General features: G+C 45.7%; 17 protein-coding genes. 13 read left to right on the plus strand and 4 right to left on the minus strand.

The genetic code is table 11. The features are described 5' to 3' along the window. The 7 genes from PQO03_RS13860 (at position 1) to PQO03_RS13890 (ending at position 9765) form a co-directional block, all read left to right on the plus strand. The gene (locus PQO03_RS13860) at positions 1–840 is read left to right on the plus strand and encodes an NHL repeat-containing protein (RefSeq protein WP_274153788.1); all 840 of its coding nucleotides are present in this window, start codon (positions 1–3) and stop codon (positions 838–840) included. Between the two features lie 276 nt (positions 841–1116). Next, a complete protein-coding gene (locus PQO03_RS13865) occupies positions 1117–2067 on the plus strand; it encodes an IS1595 family transposase (protein ID WP_274153789.1) in 951 nt (316 codons plus the stop codon). 49 nt (positions 2068–2116) lie between these two features. Further along, positions 2117–2248 (plus strand): hypothetical protein, encoded by a 132-nt coding sequence (locus tag PQO03_RS13870; RefSeq protein ID WP_274153790.1) that lies wholly within the window; start codon positions 2117–2119, stop codon positions 2246–2248. Positions 2249–3179: 931 nt separating this feature from the next. Next, a complete protein-coding gene (locus PQO03_RS13875; RefSeq protein ID WP_274153791.1) occupies positions 3180–4658 on the plus strand; it encodes a sulfatase in 1479 nt (492 codons plus the stop codon). 16 nt (positions 4659–4674) lie between these two features. Further along, positions 4675–6228 (plus strand): arylsulfatase, encoded by a 1554-nt coding sequence (locus PQO03_RS13880; protein WP_274153792.1) that lies wholly within the window; start codon positions 4675–4677, stop codon positions 6226–6228. A 67-nt stretch (positions 6229–6295) separates the two neighbouring features. After that, positions 6296–8152 (plus strand): sulfatase, encoded by a 1857-nt coding sequence (locus PQO03_RS13885; RefSeq protein ID WP_274153793.1) that lies wholly within the window; start codon positions 6296–6298, stop codon positions 8150–8152. A gap of 719 nt (positions 8153–8871) precedes the next feature. Further along, complete coding sequence (locus PQO03_RS13890) at positions 8872–9765, plus strand: endonuclease/exonuclease/phosphatase family protein (RefSeq protein WP_274153794.1); 894 nt, start codon at positions 8872–8874, stop codon at positions 9763–9765. A 240-nt stretch (positions 9766–10005) separates the two neighbouring features. Here PQO03_RS13890 and PQO03_RS13895 read toward each other — a convergent pair whose 3' ends face one another. Then, the gene (locus tag PQO03_RS13895) at positions 10006–10608 is read right to left on the minus strand and encodes an REP-associated tyrosine transposase (protein ID WP_274153795.1); all 603 of its coding nucleotides are present in this window, start codon (positions 10606–10608) and stop codon (positions 10006–10008) included. A 502-nt stretch (positions 10609–11110) separates the two neighbouring features. Here PQO03_RS13895 and PQO03_RS13900 point away from each other — a divergent pair. Beyond that, a complete protein-coding gene (locus PQO03_RS13900; RefSeq protein WP_274153796.1) occupies positions 11111–11851 on the plus strand; it encodes a prepilin-type N-terminal cleavage/methylation domain-containing protein in 741 nt (246 codons plus the stop codon). 116 nt (positions 11852–11967) lie between these two features. Here the strand turns inward: PQO03_RS13900 and PQO03_RS13905 are convergent, their stop codons facing one another. Next, positions 11968–12144: a transposase gene (locus PQO03_RS13905; protein ID WP_274153797.1), complete on the minus strand. Its 177-nt coding sequence runs from the start codon at positions 12142–12144 to the stop codon at positions 11968–11970. A gap of 82 nt (positions 12145–12226) precedes the next feature. Here PQO03_RS13905 and PQO03_RS13910 point away from each other — a divergent pair, with 82 nt between their 5' ends. Genes PQO03_RS13910 through PQO03_RS13920 form a run of 3 tightly spaced genes read left to right on the plus strand, consistent with a single transcriptional unit; the run spans position 12227 to position 17133 of the window. Next, positions 12227–13651 carry a sulfatase family protein gene (locus tag PQO03_RS13910; RefSeq protein ID WP_274153798.1) on the plus strand — a complete coding sequence of 475 codons (1425 nt, stop codon included), beginning with the start codon at positions 12227–12229 and terminating at the stop codon, positions 13649–13651. 49 nt (positions 13652–13700) lie between these two features. Beyond that, complete coding sequence (locus tag PQO03_RS13915; RefSeq protein ID WP_274153799.1) at positions 13701–14879, plus strand: hypothetical protein; 1179 nt, start codon at positions 13701–13703, stop codon at positions 14877–14879. 1 nt (position 14880) lies between these two features. Beyond that, positions 14881–17133: a glycoside hydrolase family 32 protein gene (locus tag PQO03_RS13920; protein ID WP_274153800.1), complete on the plus strand. Its 2253-nt coding sequence runs from the start codon at positions 14881–14883 to the stop codon at positions 17131–17133. 138 nt (positions 17134–17271) lie between these two features. On the opposite strand, the gene tnpC is transcribed toward PQO03_RS13920, so the two are convergent. Continuing rightward, positions 17272–18744, minus strand: coding sequence for an IS66 family transposase (gene tnpC, locus PQO03_RS13925; protein ID WP_274150713.1), 1473 nt, complete (start codon positions 18742–18744; stop codon positions 17272–17274). A gap of 46 nt (positions 18745–18790) precedes the next feature. Further along, positions 18791–19102 carry an IS66 family insertion sequence element accessory protein TnpB gene (gene tnpB, locus PQO03_RS13930; RefSeq protein ID WP_274150714.1) on the minus strand — a complete coding sequence of 104 codons (312 nt, stop codon included), beginning with the start codon at positions 19100–19102 and terminating at the stop codon, positions 18791–18793. 549 nt (positions 19103–19651) lie between these two features. On the opposite strand from tnpB, the gene PQO03_RS13935 reads away from it, so the two are divergent. Together PQO03_RS13935 and PQO03_RS13940 are read left to right on the plus strand one after the other, a co-directional pair. After that, positions 19652–19831 (plus strand): hypothetical protein, encoded by a 180-nt coding sequence (locus PQO03_RS13935; RefSeq protein ID WP_274153801.1) that lies wholly within the window; start codon positions 19652–19654, stop codon positions 19829–19831. A 169-nt stretch (positions 19832–20000) separates the two neighbouring features. Beyond that, positions 20001–21389: a hypothetical protein gene (locus PQO03_RS13940; protein WP_274153802.1), complete on the plus strand. Its 1389-nt coding sequence runs from the start codon at positions 20001–20003 to the stop codon at positions 21387–21389.

Raw genomic sequence — 21389 nt, forward strand, 5'->3', positions numbered from 1 at the left:
ATGATGATAGCTTTCGGCCCAAAGAATCAGGAGATCGTCACGGATTCACACAACAATCGTTTCCTCTACCGTGCCAGCGCTGATGAGCCCTTTCAAATTACTCCAATAGCGGTGAAAGGTCAACACTCACTTGTCTACAACCCAGCAGACAAGCTCTACTACGCAAACGATACCGCAAATCATCGCATCATCTCTTTCTCTGACCTCAGCACTAGCAAGATCACTGCTGAAACCAAAACCATTGCCGGCATAAAGCTGAATCGCCCGCACGATATTGTGGTCGATCCTGCGTCGGCTTGGATCTATGCAATCAATCCAAACTCTGGGCAGGTCTTTCGCTTCACCGCGATCGGCGAAAACGAGTCGGTGCTATCGGTACCTGTGAAGGGCTACGCGCGGGCACTGACGTTTGCCAATGGCAAACTCTATGTCATTGGATCGTCGAGGGGCCGGATCGTAGAAATTGTGGATTGGGAGACGCCCACGTTCAAGATTTACGATAGTTTCGCTCCCACAAAGAAGAATGGCCCTGCGGGTTCCTGGAGTACGACTGGGCTCGTTCTCAATGATGCCGAGTTCTTTGACGGCTTCTGGTATGCCACTAGCTACTTTACCAAGTCATTTGCCAAGGGCTCCAACTTCGATGAGAATAAATTCATCAGCTTCAAAACTATGGATGACTTCGTCAAGGGCAATTGGACTGATCTAAGCAATCTCGTTCCCACGGGAATGACCCCCTATTACCTCACGGTAAATAGGGGCAAACTTTACCTAGCCATCTTCCATCATGAGTCGCATGGAAACGGCGACTCCATCCTTCAGTTCACGCCATTGAAATAGCCCCCAATGAAAGACAAATAAACGAATAGGGGGTCTGAAAGAGACGCGGTAATGCACCTCAGTCGAACAAGACCAAAAGATGAAGTATCTACCGATACAGCCCAGAAAGCCTTCGTCTAAATTTTTAAATTATATTAAATAAAAAAAACGAAGCAGTCATAAAAAATCCGTGTTAATTAATTACAAATACTTTCACGATTAACCAGTTAAGAGTGTAAAACTTGATATAGCTATTTTTTAGTAGCATATTAATTACATCTAATAAGGAGATGTATTATGCCTAAGAATAAAGTTCAGTTTCAAGTTGGAGTTAGCTTTCCAGAATTCATCAAAACTTTTGGAACCGAAGAACAATGTAGTGCTTACCTGGAAAGCTGTAAGTGGCCTAATGGCTTTAAATGTGACACATGCGATAGTGATAAGTATTATCGCTATAAATCAGGAAGCCGCACAATCTTTCAATGTAAAGCCTGCCGTAAAAACCATCGCTTAACAGCGGGTACTTTATTTCATCGAACGAAAGTTCCTCTCCAGAAATGGTTCTTAGCTCTCCATCAAATAAGTCAATCAAAGAACAGTGTTTCAGCATTAGAATTACACCGTCACATTGATGTGAACTATAAAACTGCTTGGTTAATAAAGCAGAAAATTATGCAGATGATGTATGAGCAGGACAGTAAGTATAAACTTAAAGGCTTGGTTGAAATAGACGATGCTTACCTAGGCGGTCGACTGGAAGAAGGTAAACGAGGTAGAGGTTCAGAAAATAAGTCTCCATTTATAGCTGCCGTAGAAACTAACGAAAATCGGAATCCAGTTTTTGTTAAACTGAGTCCTGTATCGGGTTTTTCTTATGAAGTTATTAAACAATGGGCTATAGATAATCTTGAGGAGAACTGTGATACAATTTCAGATGGACTTAGAGGTTTCAGTGTCTTAAAAGAAGTAAGTAATCATAGCGTTTTAGTTACTAGTAAAGCAAAAAAAGAAGAAATAGAAAGTACTTTTAAATGGGTCAATACAATTTTAAGTAACATCAAAACCTCAATTTCGGGGACTTTCCACTCTTTAAAATTCGATAAATATGGTTTCAGGTACCTTGCGGATTTACAGTTTAGGCTCAATAGAAGATTTGACCTCAGGAAAATGTTTTTTGGCTTAATATCTAAAGCTATGGCTACATCACAGAAACCTGTTAAATATCTTAATACATCGTTAACTGGTTAATCGTGAATACTTTTATAGCAACACACTTTGAAACGAAGGGATGCCCAAGTTGCCCACGTTTAATATCGCTAATGATCTCGCTGAAAAAAATGAGCTATCCAAGCAATATCCGGAACTTGTCAAAGGCCTTGCTGACAAACTGGAGAAGCCAGGCCAATCAGGCAGGAGCCTTGCTCCTTAGGAGCAGCGAAAGCAAAAAATCAATTAACTATAAGGCAACACTCAGGAATCACTTGATTTTAATATACCTTTTATCTCATTAGATTAGCATAAAATGTAGATGTCTACTACATAAACAAATGTTAATAAGCATATTATAACTAATTCAAGCCCTGTAAGTTACTATACTTTGCGGTTCAAGCGGCGAAGATCGTGCTCAATGGAGATAGCATTACTAAAGGGGGGGTGGGCAAGTGGTGTCACGGGGGCCTTTAATGGTAGGGAACTTAAGCACATGCCGAAGGTATGTAGTAGGGTAGCCACCGGATTTATCCGGTGGGTATTGTAAAAAAAATGATATTCATGCCGAAGGTATGAAGGAAACGCTTTGCCGCGTAGCTTCGGCACGAAGGATGCTCTTATTCAAATACCGCGGACTTACGTCCATGGCTACATTTCTAAGCTCTTCGAGCTAAAGTGTCGGTCAATATATCTTAAGTTCCCTGACATTAGGAGCCCCGCGGGCGGGTGGAAAATCCTTTCCGCCCATGTGGCAAAAGCTAGGAGCTCCTCATTCCAATGCGGATGATAAAAAATAATGCCTTCGACGAGCGGGCAGCCTCCGCGATGGTAAGGGAAATCAAGAGCTTTTAAAGTGAGATTGGCCTCTGCCCCATATTAAATTAATGAGAATACCCTTAATTTCCCTACCATTAGCCCACCACAGAGCTAATTTGAGTGAATCACTCTAATCTCAATGAAAAAAAAACGTAGCAGTCATAAAAAAACTGGGTTAAATACTTACAAATACTTTTACAGCAACACACTTTAAAAGGCGGCGACCTTAGCTGCAAGCCTATCTCCGCGTGGAAGATGAAGTCGATCTACACAAAAGCTGATACGAGGCTATCTCAGGATGCCACTAAAGAATAAAAAGAAAAGGAAGTGATTTTATGATAAAAAACAAATGGATATGGCTGGCTCTCGCGCTCATCACTTGCGTGTCGTTTACACATGCTTCGGCGAAGACTACGGTGCGCCCTAATGTGTTGTTGATTGCGATTGACGATCTTAACGACTGGATTGCTTGCATGGGTGGGCACCCGCAGGCAAAGACACCGAATATGGATCGGCTCGCCGCGCGCGGGGTGCTTTTCAAGAATGCGCACTGCCAAGCACCGGTGTGTAACCCGTCACGCGCCAGTATGATGACCTCGCTCTATCCAAGTACAAGCGGGGTTTACTTTCTGACTCCTGATCTTAGCCGATCGCCGGTCGCAAGAAAAAACACCTTGTTGCCCAAGCGTTTTCAAGATGATGGCTATTACGTGACGGGTGCCGGCAAGCTCTTTCATGGGAATCATAACAAAACACACATGCCCAATTATGCAGGATCATTTGGTGGGTTTGGGCCTTTGCCCAAGAAAAAAATCACTTCTTTTCCCGGCGGAAGGATATGGGACTGGGGCGTGTTTCCGGCAAAAGATGACTTGATGACGGATCATAAAATAGCCGCCTGGGGCGTCGAGCAATTGGCTACGCAATATGATAAACCACTATTTCTGGCGACGGGTTTTTACACTCCGCACGTTCCGCAATATGCACCGCAGAAGTGGTTCGACCTCTATCCCCTTGAAACATTGCAACTACCTAAGGTGGCAGAAAATGATTTGCAGGATATTTCTGAGTACGGGATCAATCTGACTCGCCTCAAGCATGTGGCACCGAGCATGGAGTGGGTTAAAAAGAATAATCAATGGAAGTCGCTAGTTCAGTCTTATCTTGCCTGCATTAGTTTTACCGACCATCAGGTGGGGAAACTACTCGATGCATTGGATAAGAGCCCGTACAAAGACAATACATATATTGTGCTCTACACCGACCACGGTTTTCACCAAGGCGAGAAGGAGCGATTTGCCAAGCGCAGTTTGTGGGAAGACGGAACCCGTACGCCGATGATCATTGCCGGGCCGGGCATTGTTAAAGGTGAGCTGTGTTCAAAGCCGGCACAGTTGCTCGATATCTATCCGACGCTGCTGGAGCTGACCGGCTTGAAAGCCGACCCCAAATTAGAGGGGAATTCACTCGTTCCACTTCTGAAAAATCCACAGACAGATTGGCCGCATATGGCGCGTACAAGTTTCGGTCCTGGTAACTATTCAATCGTTTCCGAGCACTACCGCTACATCCAGTACAATGATGGCTCGGAAGAGTTCTACGACCGCGCAAAAGACACGCACGAATGGGATAACGTGATCACCAATCCGGAATACGCAGCGATGATCAAAAAGCACCGCGCGCAGATCCCGCAGCAGCGTCACGAAATTCTGGGTCAAAGCTCAACCGGGCACAAATCATTTGAGGCTAGTGAAGCGCTTAGTCGCGGCGAAGCCGTCCCGGTGGACAAAAAGGTAAAGAAGAAGAAGAGATAGAGGAGATTATCTGATTATGATATATACAAGAATAATGGCTTTGCTTTTGATCGTGACGACCGTATCGGCGACCGAACTTGATACAAGTAAATCGCCCAATATTCTTCTCGTTCTGGTCGATGATATGGGGTATTCCGACCTAGGATGTTACGGTGGAGAGATCAATACACCGACTATTGATAGTTTAGCGTCAAAGGGTTTGCGCTACTCGCAGTTCTATAACAGTGCTCGTTGCACGCCAACACGAGCAGCGATTCTGTCAGGTTATTACGCTCAGCAAATCAACCGCGATTCCGTTCTTGACTTAAAGGGAAAAGGTGTGCGCCCAAAGTGGGCGCGCTTGTTGCCGAAATATCTGAAACCTGCCGGATACCGCTCCTATCACTCCGGCAAGTGGCACATTGATGGCAAGCCAATGGGGAATGGATTCGATCGTTCGTTATATATTGATAATCATGGTGAATTCAGTCCCAAGGTGCTTTTAAAAAACGGCAAAAGAATAGAACCCAAGGATGGATTTTATGCAACGATCGCGGTGGCGGATCATGCAATAGAAGTGCTCAAGGAGCATCAGGCCCATCATGCGGACAAACCTTTCTTTTCCTATGTTGCATTTACCGCCCCCCATTTCCCCTTGCAAGCCTTGCCTGAGGATATTGCACGGGTAGGGGACCGCTACAAAGTCGGGTGGGATGTCATTCGCAATCAGCGCTGGGAAGGTTTGCAGAAACGGGGATTGATCAAGGGATCGCTCTCGAAGGTGGAGTACAATCAAGGCCCTCCGCTCGATTTTTCTGAACAGCTCAAAGTCCTTGGTGAGGGCGAGGTAACTCGTCCCATTCCTTGGAATGATCTCACTGAGAAACAGAAAGAGTTCCAGCAAGTCAAGATGACGATTCATGCCGCAATGATCGAACGGATCGACATCGAACTTGCCCGCATTATCAAACAAGTCAAAGCAATGAATTCCTTTGAGGATACCGTGATATTCTTTTTGTCCGATAATGGTGCCAGTGCGGAAATGATGGTGCGTGGTAATGGCCATGACCCTGAAGCTGCACCAGGTTCGGCAGGCAGTTATTTATGCCTGGGGCCGGCTTGGTCGACGGTAGCCAACACGCCATTTAGAAAGCATAAAATCTGGGCACATGAAGGCGGTAGCTGTACCCCCTTTATTGTTCACTGGCCAAAACATATTTCGCAATCTGGAGCGATCCGGGAAACAAGCGGGCATGTAATTGACCTGGTTCCCACCATTCTCGATTTAGCCGGCCTAAAGATGGCAAAGCAACGGGTCCCATTCCCGGGCAAAAGCCTGCTCCCCTCATTTCGGAAGGACACGGAGGACGATCGAGTGCTCTGGTGGTCCCACCGAGGGAATCACGCCGTCAGAAATGGAAACTGGAAGCTGGTCAAAAGCAAAGATGGCTCTTGGGAACTTTATGATCTAAAAGAAGACCGCGCAGAAACGAATGACCTAGCCGCTCAATATCCAGAAAAAGTCAAAGCGCTCACGAAGCAATGGGAAGCCCAAGTTGAGCAGATTCGGCAAATAAAGAAGCTGAAGTAAGGCTACTTAATGCATCATCAAGAAGAGGTAAAGCCAAAATGAATACTAAAACTAAGAGGTGAGTCATATGAAAAAAATATTCCTAATGGGATTGCTGACGGCAGCTTGCTGTTTTGCAGACCGCCCAAGCAAACCTAATGTAATCCTGCTCTTGACTGATGACCTCGGCTGGCAAGATGTAAAATGCTACGATATTGATGCACCATCTCCGATGGAGACACCCAATATTGATGAGCTGGCGAAAAAGGGTGTGCAGTTCTGGCAAGGCTATTCACCCGCACCGAGCTGTGCGCCGTCGCGAGCTGCGATCCTGAGCGGAACCCACCCCGCTCGAGCCCAACAAACACATGTCTCCGGAGGCACCCCTCCAGCACCATATCGCAAGACGCTGCACCGTATGATGCCACCCTGGTATAGAGCAAGTATGCCCATAGAAACCTTCACACTTGCCCAAGCACTACGAGACAATGGCTACATCACCGGACATAGTGGCAAGTGGCATTTATCTAAAGTTTATGGTGGCTATCCGCAACCGCAGGATCATGGCTTTGATTGGAGCCGTAATAACCATGGCATTCTCACTGCAATGAAACCTCATCGCTTAAGCGGATTTGCCACAAATCAGGCCGACGACCCCTATCGCCTCGACGAAAAGGGCTTCTGTACTGACCAAAATAGTGAAGACGCCCTCACTTTTGTTCGCGAAAACAAAGACAAAGCCTTCTTCCTCTATTACGCCACCTTTCTCGTTCATACCCCGGTTCAAACACGCAGTGAACGACTGCTGAAAAAATATTGCGATAAATTGGGAGTAAAACTCCCTAAAAACCCGAAGGAGTGGAAGGGAGAGGGACAAACAAACCCATTTTACTGTGCCATGGTTGAGGAACTCGACTATTATGTAGGCGAGCTCTTCGATTACCTCGATACCACCGAGGATCCGCGCTGGCCGGGGCATAAACTCAGCGAAAACACCTATATCATTTTTACCTCCGATAATGGCGGCATGGAAAAAATCCCTGGCGAGATCATTACCGATAACTACCCCCTGCATCGCGGCAAAATTTCGGCCATGGAGGGCGGCGTCCGTGTCCCCCTCATTATCACCGGTCCGGGAATTACAGCCGGTCAGCAATCAGACGTCATGATTAATGGCCTCGATTTTTATCCCACGATTCTTTCTTGGACGGGAACTCAAAAACCCAAAGATAAAACCTTGGATGGTTGCGATATTTCCAAGCTACTCGTAAAAAACCCAGCTGACCCAGCACTTATACGAGAGCAAGATGGCTCGGTTCGCGACACCATGCTCTGGCACTTTCCCAACAGTGTGGCCTTGGAAAGTACAATCCGCATCGGCGATTATAAACTGATCCGTAATTATGATCACGTCAATAATATAAATGCGCCCGAGTTAGAGCTCTATCGTTTATACGAAACTCGCGAGGGCAAACAAGTCCGCGATGACATCGAAGAATCAAAAAACCTCGTAAACAGCATGGCGGAAAAAGCCCAATCAATGAATCAAAAACTCACAGAAGCTCTAACAGGCATGAAGGCTAGCTATCCCTATTACAACCCCCATTACAAAAACCCACTTCCGGGCAAAGAGAAAGTGCCTGTGGTGCTATCCCACAAGCAGCAAGGCTCGGTGGTGGAATGTCGCTATCGGGAGAATGGAGGCAAAGTGATACGAGCCAATCTGCTGTATACCCTGAATGGTGGCGAGCCTGCAGAAGAATGGTTCCGGATGCCAGCCGAGGTGATGCCCGGGATGAAGGTGAGGGCCTCACTGCCTAAAGGGACGAGTCATTATCTTATCAACCTCATTGATGAAAACAATTTCCTCGTCAGCTATCCTGATATGGATAAGCCTACACCTAACAAGCCGGCTTCAGCTAAAGCGCTTAGCGCCGTAAGATGAAAATTTGCCGTATCAAAGGCTGGCAAATCTTTGCGAGCTTAGGGGCTCTGCCTAATGGATAGGAACTTAAGCAAAATTTTATTAAATTTAATATGGAGCTCTGCCCCAAACCCTGCAAGGAGCGGCCACTCCTTAACCAGGCGGATGGATTGAATACAGCACTCTGTTTAACTAAGATTAAGCATAGGAGCGCAGCGACTAGCGTCGGGATTCTTGCCGTACGGGCAATAAAATTTTGCCTGTGTGGCAGCACCCTCCGGTGGCCGAGGAGCCCTCGTAATGAAAGGGAACTTAAGCAAATCTAAGGTTAAAATTAAGCGCGGGCGCGCAGCGATTAGCGTCGGGATTCTTAAGGGGTACTTGCCGTACGGGCAACTAAAAAACATTTGCCTGTGTGGCAGCACCCTCCGGCGAGCGGGGAGCCCCCGCGGGCGTAATATTTTTCATGAATCTGTGCTTAAAATACCCTTAATTTCCCTACACTTAGCCCACCACAGAGCTAATTTGGGTGAATACTTATAAATTCGATAAAAAAACGTAGCAGTCATAAAAAATCCGTGTTAATCACTTACAAACACTTTTATATGAAGAGCGTTTCTTCATGGCAGATGAAGTCAATTTACAAAAAGGCTACTGCCAGTGATTGACCCTCGGGCACACATGAACCAGTATATTATGAATAGAAAAACTCATAAAAAAAACTTAAAGGAAAAACAACAATGAATAAAGCTCACTTTATAAAATCCATCCTATTCGCGGGATTAATCATTCCCGGATTTACTTTCAGCCTCTTTGCGGAGCCCGCAAAAAAAGATCAAAGCAGTACGACTAAACTCCGAGTTATCGCATATAATGTCGCTTGTGGCCAATGGGCTAGCCCTGAACGAATCGCCGAAGAACTCAAATCTCTCAAGCCCGATATCGTCTTGCTTAGTGAAGTTCCCATAGCTAATCGCGGCAAAAAGGTAAAGGACTGGTCACAACGTATGGCAGATGCTCTCGGCTTGCCTCACGTACAAGTGGGAAACTCTTCCTCCGCGGGGCATAAGGACTCAGATTTATCGGGTGATTATAATGGCAAATACAAGTCCATTCTCAGCCGAACTCCCCTAAGTAAAGGCAAGAATTTCTTGCCAGAAGGGAGTGGTTGGGCACGCGCTAGCGCTCTTCGTGTCGAGACCAAAATCGCTGGTCGGAAGTTCGCCCTCTATTCTCTGCACTTGCCAGGCTACGCGCACAACAAGCGTCAGCCAAGTAAAATCGAGGCTTGGCAGGGGTCAAAACATAAAAGTTTGGCGGATCAAATCAATTCAGAAGATGCCTCATACGACATCATTGTCGGCGGTGATTTTAATGAATGGACCGATGGCCTCGTTATGAAATCTTTTGCAGAATCCACTCAGCTTAAAAATAGCGTGACGCCACACTCCATTGACCATATCCTCTACAGTACAAAAAGGCCCATCACTCTTCTTGACGTTAAACGCGATTGGGGACCCAAGAACCAAAACGATAAGAACCTAAAATCCGATGGCTGCCTCTCCGATCATCCTTGGATCTATTGTGAGTTCGAAATCCCTGTCGCCACGGCTTCCAAATCACGCAAAAAATAAGCATTAAAAAGAGCTTTTTTTAATATTTTCTCGATTAGCTAGAGCATTTCAACCCCTGGGTACGCCAAGCACCTGCTTGGCATTTGCTAACACCCTTCAAAACCTGGGTACGCCAAGCACCTGCTTGGCATTTGCTAACACCCTTCAAAACCTAGGTACGCCAAGCACCTGCTTGGCATTTGCTAACACCCTTCAAAACCTAGGTACGCCAAGCACCTGCTTGGCATTTGCTAACACCCTTCAAACCCCATCTGCATAAGCACTTGACCACTTCCACTTTTTAGCTTCTTGACACAGGCCTGCCTTCACCGGATTCTGATGAATGTAGTCAATGGCTGTATAATAATGCTTTTCACTTCGAATATAGCGATCCCAATAATCTCTCATCCAAAAACGTTTAGCATCAAGTGCTAAGCCCAAATTAAATTCTTCATTATTTTGGAAGGCCCATTTACCTGTATATGAGCGCCAAGACTGAATGATTTTTGCTAGGCTAACTTTTGGTTTTATTAGGACATGAACATGATTTGGCATAATGCACCAGGCTATCAATTGATAACGTTCATCATCAAAGCGTATTAATGACTCTTTCATGACCTTTGCCATATGTTGATTATTCAACGCACAACAACCATATCCTGCATCCAGGTATTGATCGATCAGCTTTCTTCGCTTAATATCTAAATCGTCTTCTCCAAGAATACTTAAATCCACTTCTAAAACGCGCAAAACCTTCTGGGGTAAACTATCTGCTAAGCGAAATGTAAGCGATTGATACACGTCCGAATTATCATAGTGAGGTAAATAACCACGACTATGCCAATTTTTTGAATCTTTTTCCATACCTAAGTCCTTCTTTACTCTGAAAAATAACTTAGCGATCCCCCAATAGCAATTTTTTGACATGTGAGATTGCTTGGTTTGTCAGCTATTGCCAAGCAGGTGCTTGGCGTACCCAAGTGGTGCTTGGTTTGTCAGCTATTGCCAAGCAGGTACTTGGCGTACCCACGTCCTATCTTTTGCGGAAGAAAGGGTGAAATCACTCTTTTACAGCAACACACTTTGAAACGAAAGGATGCCCAAAAAAAGTATCCTGTCCCCAAAGCTCCCGTTCCCAAAGCTCCTAGTCGCTTTTATGTCGTCGCTAATCGTGTAAAAGTCCAAAACTAGCCAAAGGAAATACAAAAATTCTCGTCCTTTTTTTTTAAAATCCTGTCCCAAACTTATGATTTTTAGTAGTTTACGTCATATATTAATTTAATATAAGAAAAATTTATTTTGGATGTTGCGCTAGTCAAAATTCTTTGTTTAATAATTTATAACACAATTTAACAGGAGTTGAAACATGAGAAAATTTACTTTGATAGAGCTTTTAGTGGTCGTTGCCATTATTGGTATTTTGTCTTCTCTTTTATTACCTACTTTGGGTAAAGCAAGAGATAAAGGGAAAGCAGCAGTTTGTCTAAGTAACCTAAAACAACTTGGCTTTGCATTTAATATGTATGCCGAAAACAATAATTTCTTTGCTCCTTTCACTAGTCGGGATGGCGGTGGGCGAAATACCTGGGATGATTACTTATCCGGCTATGATGGACGTGATGCTGTGGCTAATTTGAATGATGGAGCCTACGCTAAATCCGTCCTTGGTGAATCCTATGCTGCTGTATATAGGTGCCCATCAGATGATGTCAAACGTGACCTTTGGGGTAACACAGATGTTGTAGGAAGAAGCTATTCAATAACTCAAATGGTTCCGGGCGATGGAAACCCTCGTTTTCTAGGCATGTCCTCAGGTACTGAAACAAGAAATTTTGGTGATTTAAGCAAACCTAGTAAAACGATTACCCTCATCGAATATCATGATACACTGAATGCTTTGAGTCAAGGGGCTGGAGATGATAGACGCGTTATTCAATATAAAGGTAAAGATGACATAGGTGAAACACCTCATGATGGCAAGGCGAATTTCCTCATGGCAGATGGTCATGTTGCGAAGTATACATTTCTTCAAACCTTACAAAAATCTGACGGCTCCATAGCGAGCACTTCTGATATTAGAAACACTATCTGGGATGCTTCAAAATAAGTGTTAAAAGCACGTAAATTGACTTAAGATCTAACTAATAAAATCGAAGGACAGGCCGTAGAAAAAGGCTGATCGAAAGGAGTCTCAAAACGAGAAAATTAAAGGGCAGGCCTTGGTCAAATTGTTTGAGAAGTCGTGGGGATTTTAATTAAAAGGTGAAAGTGGTTATCCATGAAAACATAATCAATCACCTGATAACTGAGTTTAGCGGAGCCCGTAAAAAATAGTTCCTTGAGTTTATATTTCTCAATATCTTTAAATAACATGCGACCGCCAGCAATACGATTAGTCACAAGATAATAAACAAGCCTAATCCTTCTTCTATCCTCCCCTCTATTTTGGGTAAACGTATTGAATTATAAGCTAGGAAACCCAATGCATAAAAAATCTATCTTTAAGAAAAAAATCATTGTGGGAATGATGCTTTGTTTCTCCATGGGTATGACCTTTGCCGCTGACCATTCGAAACCCAACATCGTGCTCATGTTCATTGACGATATGGGCTATGGCGATATCGGGCCCTTTGGCAACAAGGTCAATAAGACCCCCAACTTGGATCGGATGGCGGAGGAGGGCATCAAGCTCACTCAATTCTACGTCGCCAATACCGCATGCACCCCATCGAGGGCCGCCTTACTCACTGGAAGCTACGCCCACCGCATCGGCATGGACGGGGGGAACGGAAACTTGGTGGTCACTTTTCCCGGAGACAAACGGGGATTAAACCCGAGCGAAATTACTATCGCCGAAATGCTACGGGAAAACGGCTACGCCACCGCTTGCTTTGGCAAGTGGCATCTTGGTGACCAACCGGAGTTTATGCCTCTTAAACAAGGCTTCGATACTTACTTTGGCATTCCCTATTCCAATGACATGTGGCCGCTGCACACGCGGCGCAATCCCATCACCAATAGGAAGTATGACCCCCTCCCGGTGATGAAACAGGACAAGGTGGTGGCTCATGTTGCGGATGAGTTTGATCAGTCACTGCTGGCGGAAGTCATCACCAACGAAGCGATTGCGTTCATTGAGAAAAATCAGCACCAGCCGTTCTTTTGTTATATACCGCACGCCCATGTCCATCACCCACGCTATGCCCGTCCCGAGTACCTCGAACGTGCAGAGGGCAACGTTGACCGTGCCCATGTCGAGGAAGTGGACGACAGCATCGGGCGCGTTCTCCAGACCTTGAGGGATCTCAAGCTGGATCATAATACCCTGGTGATTTTCACCTCCGACAACGGCCCCGCCAGCGGTATGAGCAGTGGTCCCTTGCGTGGTGCAAAAGGTGGGGCAAAATACGAAGGACACATGCGGGTGCCCACGCTCGCCTGGTGGCCCAGAACCATACCGGGGGGCATCACCAGCAAAGAAATTGGAGTCACCACCGACCTGCTCCCCACTTTTGCAAAGCTTAGCAACTCTATCGTTCCAAGCGACCGGATCATTGATGGCAAAGACATCACCAATATCCTGCTTGGTAAACAGGATGCCCGATCCCCCCACCAATTGCACTTCTATGAGAACGAAGGAATTCGCAGGGGAGACTGGAAACTGGTCAAAAAAGCGAGAAGAAATAAAGTTACGCTCGAGCTCTATGATCTATCCACAGATCTCGCGGAAAGAAAAGACCTGTCTGATGCACACCCGGAAATAGTCCGGGAATTGGACCGTCTTTTAAAAGAACACGCTTCCAGCATTGCCGCCAATTTGCGCCCCGCTGGTTTTGCCCAAAAACCAAAGCCCATTCTCACTAAGTCGGGGAATCTACCCACCCTGAAGCAATATCTCGGAAAATAATATAACCATCAACGCCACACTCAATCATTCAAAAAACAGGTCGCCTGAAATGAAAATGTCTATCAATGGCAAAATCGCCCTCGGTCTCCTCTTACTCTTTATAGTCGTTCCGACGATCCTCTACTGGACAGCGAGCTACCCGTCCGTCGCCATGGAGCGCGACTTGGACGGGTCTTTCCAAACCGTGGAGGGAGGGAGTTACCGTAACTGGGATTTAACAGCTGGCTTCCAGCACAGCAAAAAACCTGAGGGTGGCAAAAATGTACGTACATACAAGTTCCCTGAAATCCCCCTGCGACTCTCTTCGGCCACAATCGTCGATCTCTCCGGAACTAGACTGTCACGTCGGGTCGCATACGAGTTCATGAACGAGCTTATGGAGGCACCCGAGATACAGCGTGTGGACTTGCAGACAGCAGGAGACCTCCTCGAGTCACCGCGTCTGGGTGAATTGATCTTCGTCATCGAGGAACTTGAGCACAAAGCACTGGGTATCGGGGTCATCGAGCATGCGAGCGCAAGCTACCGAGTTGACGCGGGCTACATCCCTGATCGCAATTGGGATCAGCTCAGAGGCACTCGCACATCAGCGCGTATCAACATGAGTGTCAAGGCAAGCACAACTTACATTGGAACTCCTTTCGGTGCCACCCAAAAGCTTGCAAAAGCAATCGCCGCTCAGCTGGACGCATCCAAGACTCTCGCAACTTTTCGAGAGAAAGAGGAGCCGGTGCCAAATCCTCCGGTCTTTATGATTCCGGAGCAGGCCGACCTCGCTGGATTCTCACGGATCGCCGAGGCGACGGGTCTTGGGCCGGTGCCAATCTTCGCGGGCTCTAGAATTGGCCGTGAGGGGGAAGCATTCTGGCGCTACGTGGGCAACAATGCCCATGACCGGATCGACCGCGCGCTCGAGACCTTGGTCAAGGAGGGGTGGATTAATCTACACTGCGGCAATCGGGGTGTCAGCGGACGAACTGAGCGCGCCTTCCTCCAGAAAGGAGATGTGATCGCCGAGTGGATCTATGAAAAGGGCAAGACGTCCCCTAATATACTCTGGGTGCACGTCTGGAGGGATACCCCGGAGGATAAGCTACGCGCCCAGTGGGAGGAAGCGCAGCGAGGCGGCCCCGAAGTCGTCAGTGCGTTCCTTGCGAACCTTGCCCTGCCTCAACGCCATCTTATCGAAGGCCCTGATAAATCTGATTCCAACCAAGCACAGGAATAAAATGAACTGTGTAACACCTCATGCAATGACCCGGAAAATTCCATTTCGTACATTATTAAAATCGCTTGCTATCGGAACACTCTTGATAGCGATTCCCTCATGGGCTGAAGAACGAGTCTTGCTCGACTTCAATATGAAAACTCCTCCACCTGCGGACTGGGCTATAGAAGGCTATGCCTTTGGCACGCACAAGCCTACCCCTGCCGAGCGACAGAAACAGGCACTCGGCACGCGCAACCAGCGCTATGTTCAGAAAGGGAGCATGACCTCGCCCGCATTCACGATCGAGTCGGACTACCTGAAGATTGAATGCGCCGGAACGTACCACCCCACGAAAATTGCGGTGGTGTTGATGGTGGACGGCAAGGAGCTGCGCACCTGCTCGCCCGAACCTGGATACGGCTTTCTAGGTGCCAAGCTGCCGAGTCCGCGGATGTTTATAGCACCAGATCCCGCCAAATATTTTTTCGATGTCCGCACTTTGCGCGGCAAGCAGGCCGTGCTAGAAATCCGCGACCAACATTACGACGGCCTGTTCTTTGACGTAAAGATCACCGCGACTGACCAGGGACCGGCCAAGGGGCAGGCTATTATCACTAAGGCAGTCAACTGGGTAGAGGCTCATTTTGAAACAAAAATCAAAGGGGATTACCTTCTGGTGCCGGTTGGCCCATTGGACGGCACACCTTTACAGATGGTCACAGTGGAGATTGAAGGTGAACAGAAACTCTCGGTCAATCTGCCACTTGCTTTTGGGGACATCGATACTGCAGGCTACCAAGCCGTTTACGATCTGGCTAACTACCAAGGAAGACCTCTCAAGGTCACCTACCATCGCTTCGGCGAGAGTGGGCCCGCGAAGTTACTTACGCAACGCCATATCCCCGGCAGGGACGTGTCCGACAAGAAGCCGGCTTTCCATGTCTACAACCGGATCGGAATGCTTAATGACCCCAACGGCCTGGTCTACTACAAGGACGAGTGGCATCTCTTTCACCAATTTAATTACAATGTCTCACACCTTGATTGGAAACACTATGTGAGTAAGGATCTGATGCACTGGCAAGAACGTCCCATTGCCCTGTTTCACGATGCACAAGGATCCATGCATTCTGGGTCGGCGACCGTGGATGTTTTTAACAGTTCTGGCTGGGGATCAGAAAAGCGACCTCCCTTAGTGCTCGCCTACACGGCCTCCTCTGGGAATGGTGGCTGGAAGGAGAACGACCAGATTCAGACCCAGTGTCTTGCCTACAGCACAGATGGTGGGCGGAACTTCATCAAATATGAGGGCAGCCCAGTTTTGGGGCACGAGCAGCATATCATCAAGAAACGCCCCAAGGATCAAGATGCCCGTGACCCGAAAATTTTCTGGTTCTCGCCTACTAAAGGCCGCGACGCAAATGCAAAAGACGGACATTGGGTGATGGTGCTCTTTGAACAGACCGGCCACAACATTTACACCTCATCAGATATCAAGACATGGGAGAAGACGGGGGCTATCAATGGCTTCCACGAGTGCCCGGAGCTATTCCCGCTTGCCGTGGATGGCGATTCGGAGAAGGTCAAATGGGTCATGTACGGGGCCAAAGGTCGCTACCATATCGGTTCCTTCGACGGCAAAATGTTCAAGCCAGAAACGAAAAATCAAACTCCAATGTTTTATGGCGACAAGTGCTACGCATCCCAAACCTTCAATAACACCGAGAAGGGCGCGGACGGCCAGCCACGTCGCATTCAAGTTACTTGGCAGGGCGGACGCTTCGGCCAAATCTCTTTGCCACTGGAGTTGACCTTAAAAACGACTCCACTCGGAGAGCGCGTTTGTATGCTTCCGGTAGCAGAGATCTCCAAGCTTCAGAGCAAGTCGGTCGAGCTAGATGGCTTAAGGCTTGATTCATCATCAGCTAATCCGCTAAGCGAGCATAAGAGCGGACTTTACGACATCGAGATCGAGGCTGACATGACAAAAGCTAAGCAAGTCGAACTAAACATCCGAGGGAATAAGCTCGTCATCACTTCGCAGGGGAACGGTTTAAAACTGGGTAAAATGACGATCCCCGGTAGCAAGAAACTCTTTTTGCGCATTGTCGTCGATAATACCTCGCAGGATATTTTCTTCGGCGAGCACGGGGCCTTTTATTCACCACGCACACTTCCACCACGCGCCAACAAAAGCTTGAGCCTCTCTGTAAAGGGTGGCAGCGTCACTTTCAGCAAGCTCCGAGTCCACCAACTGAAACCCATTTGGTAAGATAAAGCATGAGTAAGCGTAAAATACTCTTTATCCTTAGTAATTTTTTATATCCCCACGAAAGCAAAGTGAACTTCAGAGAATAGTTCGTAAGCGTCAATTGAGCTGAATATTTGAATGCCTATTTCGAAAAAAAGTCTATTTCTTCCAGTTTTGTGGTAGGAGTTCCATTAAATTTTCTTTTGGGTGATCAATGATTCTCCTGAGCACATCCTCTAAGTATTCTTTTGGATTGATACCCAGCTTACGACAAGTCTGGATTAAGGAGATGATATTGGCAGCCGCTTGGCCGCCTTTTTCACTGCCGAAGAAAAGCCAGTTTTTTCTACCAATAGTAAGCGGACGAATAGCGCGTTCACTCACATTGTTATCTATGCGAGCATCCGGATAAGCAAGAAAAGCTTTAAATGCTTCTTGCCGTTTAAGTAGGTACTCCATTGCCGTTTTGAGTTTGCCTTTGGGCTCACATGCTTTGTAGTAATGATCTTGAATCGTCTTTAATAGAGCTTCAACAAAAGGCTTTGTTTTCCTATTGCGAAAGCTCTGTCGCTTTGCCGAAGTACCAAGCGCCCAAGCATCCTGTTCGAGTTCAAAGAGCTTATCCATCAAAATAAGCACTTGTTTACAGAATTCGTTTGGATTGGGTGTGTCAAAAAACTTACGCCTGGCATGAGCCCAGCAAGCCTGCCAATCGATACCATCAAGCTTATCCATTTTTTCATACGCAGCAAAAGCATCGGCATGAAAAACTCCTTGAAAGTCTTTCATTCGATCTAATGTATGGGAGTGTGAACGGTCTTTGGTGAATTCGAACCAAACGAGAGGAGGGTCTGGACCATCGCCGCCGACATAAACCCAAATCCGACCTTCTTGAAGCTTACCTTTACCTTTTGTTTGAAGCTTAACAGGGCTGTCATCTGTAAAAACTCTTGATGAGTTTAAAATTTGATCTCGTAATAAATCACCTAAAGGTTGGAGAGTTTTTCCTAACTGGAGAACCCAGTTGGAAAGCGTTTGTCGCGCAATAGTAAGTCCATCTCGTTTGAATTGCTCTTCGATACGATAAAGAGGTAAATGGTCGGCATATTTTGAAATGAGTATATGTGACAACAAGCTCACATCAGCACGACAGCCTGTTATCGGATGGCTGGGAACTAGAGCGGAGATAACTCCTGCCTTGGGCTTATTTGGAATATTGTATTTACGTACACGAGTCTCTATGACTTTGTAACGACCATGAACATAAACAAGTTTTTCTGATGTATCGAATCCCATGAGTTTCAGTTCTACACCAGTTATGGGATCAACTTTTTCATCTTCGGGCAAATCAATGATTTTAATTTCGCGTTCAGCATTCTCAGGGAAATTGAAATGCGTAAAGGGCTTGCGTTTCTTCTTCTTTTTTAGGGTATTTACTTTGGGTTCTTCATCTCTTTCTGGTGAATTTGAATCGCCCAGATCCTTAAGGTATTCAGTCCACTCAGGAAAAGTATCTGAGTTATCAAAGACTACAGTCTCTTTTTTACGACCATACAGCTGGGCTTTTAGATAGGTGTTTTCCTCTTCTAAAAACACAACTTTTTTGGTGAGGTCTGAGATAGTTTTAGTCATGAAATAATATAGCATAACCCCATGATTTTTCAGCTATAAAACCAGGCTATTTGATCTTAAAATAGGCCCCTTTACAGCAGTGGATCATTAGCAGAAATTCCCGAAAACTAAGCTCAGTTTTAGCTTCGGACATGTCGCTAAAAGTTCCGCGCTCCAACTGTTTATTGAAAATACAAAAACCACCTTCATCCCAGTAGAGACCTTTCAATAAATTACGCCGTCGATTTATGAAAAGGTAGACATCTCCTGCAAAGAGATTTTCCAGATTACTTAACGCGGTTAAGCCATTGAAGCCTTTGCGGAGGTTCACGGGTTCGGGATGTAGTTTTAACTTACGATCTTTAAAATATTCTAACATTGTATCTCCTGGGGTAAGCCCAGACTCTAATTCAACTACTCTCCCTCGGGATATGGTTCAAATTGCCCTTTACAATAGTTCAATATTACGCACTGGCGCGCAGCGACTAGCCTTGGGATTCCTAAGGGGTCCTTGCCGTACGGGCAATAAAATTTTTGCCTGTGTGGCAGCACCCTCCGGTGGCCGAGGAGCCCTCGGGGCCATACTAAAAAAGTTAGCCGCACGTACAAAACCCTTAAATTCTCTACCCTTAACCCACCACAGAGCTAATTTGAGTGAATCATTATAAAGTCAATGAAAAAATGTAGCAGTTATAAAAATTCCATGTTAATAACTTACAAACACTTTTATACCTGAATCCGTGAGCTGGCATTTGTAGAATCTCGTAGGAGTTTTATTTTCAGAGCTTTGCAACTTTTTACAGGAATACCCGTAGGTCTTTTGAGAAAAGTTGTAAGTCAATAAAGGTGAAAGACCAAGACGATTAACATAATGTAGTTCACGGATCCAGGTTATAGTAACACACTTTAAAACGAAAGGAAAACTGAGATGCCCATCACTCTTCCGCCAATCACGCGTCGTCAATTCGTCAAACATTCGCTCGCCCTGGGTGGCACAGAAATCATGGCACCAGAAGCCTTTAGGCATGGCACACTGCCTGTAATTGTAGTAGCTCTTTGTCCTATCGGCGAAAAAGCAATTTTTTATCAGTTAAACTGCTTCTCGTAGATCAACAATTAAATTATGATATAGTGAAAAATAAACTATGAGTACATACGATAACCCAAGTAATAAATTATCTTCTCTGCAAAAAGAACTGAATGAATGGCAGGGAGAACTTCGTCGGGAAATAGACAATATCCCTGATTTAGAAGAGCAACTTGATGAATATAAGCAAGTGACTACTTATTTACAGGATAAATCAGGCGAAATGGAGGATAACTTTCGGGTACTTGTTCAGTGTCGATTGAAGTTCGAAAAAAGCCGCACTTCACCCGGCTTGATAGCTGTACTTTTTTCTTATCTCTTGATGCCTTTCTGTTTGGGTGTTTCTTTCATTAACCATTTCACCAAAGGTACGCAGCGTGCCTATGATGAGGCATGTAAGTATTTCGAAAGTTTGAATGAGAAAGCCCTTGTGAATACAAATGTATACGCTAAGGAGAGTCTTTATATTTCGATAATTAAACGCCTTAATCCTGACTTGAGCAAGTTAATAGTTCCAAAGGGGAATAAGGTTTTGGAAGAAAAAGACTGTTGGGCAGGATGGAGTACTCCAAGTCGCAATATAGCAACATGGCCGTTCTCAGTTTCTTACTTAACGGTGCTGTCGATATTACTTTTTTCAGTAGCGGATCTTATCTATGCATGCTTTCCATCCTGGCTTGTGCCATCGGAATCCATCCTGGCAGCTCTACAGGCCCTTTCATTCGCACCTTCTAAATCAATGTTTTATGCTCTTCTCGTCTTATTATTACCATACTTTTGGGGAAGATTCAGTACTTCAAATTTTGCAAACGGGAAGTTGGTTTTTTTATTTTTAGCACCTCTGCTAGGATTGCTTTTGTTACATGCCTTACATTACTTAGCTTTTGGCGTAAATGCAGTTTACTACTTCATTCCAAGCTTATACCTAGTGGCCTTTTTAATTTATTACAGCATATCTTCGTCTGACACCCCGTTCGGAATATGGCGCGCCAATCGAAGTGCAATAAAGATCAAATCCATATGCGGTTCCGAAGATGAAATCTATGGGCGTATTCGCGGTGCGCTGACTGCAGAAGTAAATTGGTGGAATGTTGAGATTGAGGATACAAAGAGTTTGATCGAATCAAGTCAGCACATGGATATACCGAGGATACAAAATAAGGTCGATAAACTGCAAAGTGAAATTGATTTAGAAAATGCTCGATGGGAAGATCTGAGCGAGGCTGATAAATTGACTGAAATTAAAGTGCTAGAAGAAATAAAGACTCTGAAAAATAAGCAAAAAAATGACGACTTAGTCGCTAAAGAATTATTGACTTCAGCTAGGCGTCAGGCTAATGCAGCTGAGCGTCAGGCTAATGCAGCTGAGGCGGCTGCGAAAAATAAGCAAAAAAATGACGACTTAGTCGCTCAAGAATTATTAAATTCAGCTCAGCGTCAGGCTAATGCAGCTGAGGCGTCTGCTAAGGCCTCTGCTAAGGCTCGCGAATTGAGATGTATTTACTGTCTTATCAGTGAGACAGGAGCCGCCAAAGGTAGTTGCTATAAAAGCCCGCATGGCAATCACGAGTGGCGCTAA

Source organism: Lentisphaera profundi (genome assembly GCF_028728065.1).
Taxonomy (GTDB): domain Bacteria; phylum Verrucomicrobiota; class Lentisphaeria; order Lentisphaerales; family Lentisphaeraceae; genus Lentisphaera; species Lentisphaera profundi.

Coding starts and splice junctions, on each gene's coding strand:
- PQO03_RS13860 (WP_274153788.1), top strand. CDS start 1: ATGATGATAGCTTTCGGCCCAAAGAATCAGGAGATCGTCACGGATTCA.
- PQO03_RS13865 (WP_274153789.1), top strand. CDS start 1,117: ATGCCTAAGAATAAAGTTCAGTTTCAAGTTGGAGTTAGCTTTCCAGAA.
- PQO03_RS13875 (WP_274153791.1), top strand. CDS start 3,180: ATGATAAAAAACAAATGGATATGGCTGGCTCTCGCGCTCATCACTTGC.
- PQO03_RS13880 (WP_274153792.1), top strand. CDS start 4,675: ATGATATATACAAGAATAATGGCTTTGCTTTTGATCGTGACGACCGTA.
- PQO03_RS13885 (WP_274153793.1), top strand. CDS start 6,296: ATGAAAAAAATATTCCTAATGGGATTGCTGACGGCAGCTTGCTGTTTT.
- PQO03_RS13890 (WP_274153794.1), top strand. CDS start 8,872: ATGAATAAAGCTCACTTTATAAAATCCATCCTATTCGCGGGATTAATC.
- PQO03_RS13895 (WP_274153795.1), bottom strand. CDS start 10,608: ATGGAAAAAGATTCAAAAAATTGGCATAGTCGTGGTTATTTACCTCAC.
- PQO03_RS13900 (WP_274153796.1), top strand. CDS start 11,111: ATGAGAAAATTTACTTTGATAGAGCTTTTAGTGGTCGTTGCCATTATT.
- PQO03_RS13910 (WP_274153798.1), top strand. CDS start 12,227: ATGCATAAAAAATCTATCTTTAAGAAAAAAATCATTGTGGGAATGATG.
- PQO03_RS13915 (WP_274153799.1), top strand. CDS start 13,701: ATGAAAATGTCTATCAATGGCAAAATCGCCCTCGGTCTCCTCTTACTC.
- PQO03_RS13920 (WP_274153800.1), top strand. CDS start 14,881: ATGAACTGTGTAACACCTCATGCAATGACCCGGAAAATTCCATTTCGT.
- tnpC (WP_274150713.1), bottom strand. CDS start 18,744: ATGACTAAAACTATCTCAGACCTCACCAAAAAAGTTGTGTTTTTAGAA.
- tnpB (WP_274150714.1), bottom strand. CDS start 19,102: ATGTTAGAATATTTTAAAGATCGTAAGTTAAAACTACATCCCGAACCC.
- PQO03_RS13935 (WP_274153801.1), top strand. CDS start 19,652: ATGCCCATCACTCTTCCGCCAATCACGCGTCGTCAATTCGTCAAACAT.